Origin of the sequence: Citrobacter sp. wls710, from assembly GCF_005281115.1 — a bacterium.
Taxonomy (GTDB): Bacteria; Pseudomonadota; Gammaproteobacteria; order Enterobacterales; family Enterobacteriaceae; genus Citrobacter; species Citrobacter werkmanii.
Window position 1 is genome coordinate 1 of record NZ_SZXD01000043.1, and the last position, 596, is coordinate 596.

General features: G+C 37.8%; 1 pseudogene. It reads right to left on the reverse strand.

Features of this window, described 5'->3' with window-relative positions:
* Positions 1-23 precede the first annotated feature (23 nt).
* Positions 24-596 (reverse strand): annotated as a pseudogene (locus FDX14_RS20080) (IS982-like element IS982B family transposase); the annotation flags it as partial.

Below are 596 nucleotides of genomic sequence, written 5' to 3' on the forward strand. Positions count from 1 at the left end.
TATTAACCCGAATTGCTAGTTGATTATTTAGCCATGACTTGATACCCGATAGAATATCTTAAAGTCTCTGGTTCCAGTGATTTAGCTGATTTTAACAGTAAAGAATACGCTAAAAGTATCATCTCTAATTTCAATTGAAAACCTTGAGGCGAACGACTTTTACAACGCTCAGCTCCTAGATTTGTCAAAAAAGAGAAAACTCGCTCAATCACTTTTCTACGTTTTGAAAAATTAGGGAAAAGGATTTTCTTTTGCTTCATGTTCTTCCTGACAGGTGTCATTAGATCAATTCCTTTTAATTCCAGCCTATCATGCAGTGACTGACCTAAATATCCCATATCTCCAAGGACTGTTGGTGTCCCAAATTGACTCAACACTTCCTCGGTCATTGAACTATCAGCCATTGAAGCAGGAGTAATTGTGTAGTCTATGACATAGCCTGATTCACTGACTAAAGCATGACATTTACATCCATAGAAGTACTGTCCCTTTGTAGCATTGTAGCCAACATTTGCATAATCTCCAAGACCTTTGCTTCTGAAATTACGAATAGGCTGACACAAAGGAATGGGGAAGCTGTCAATAATGGATACACT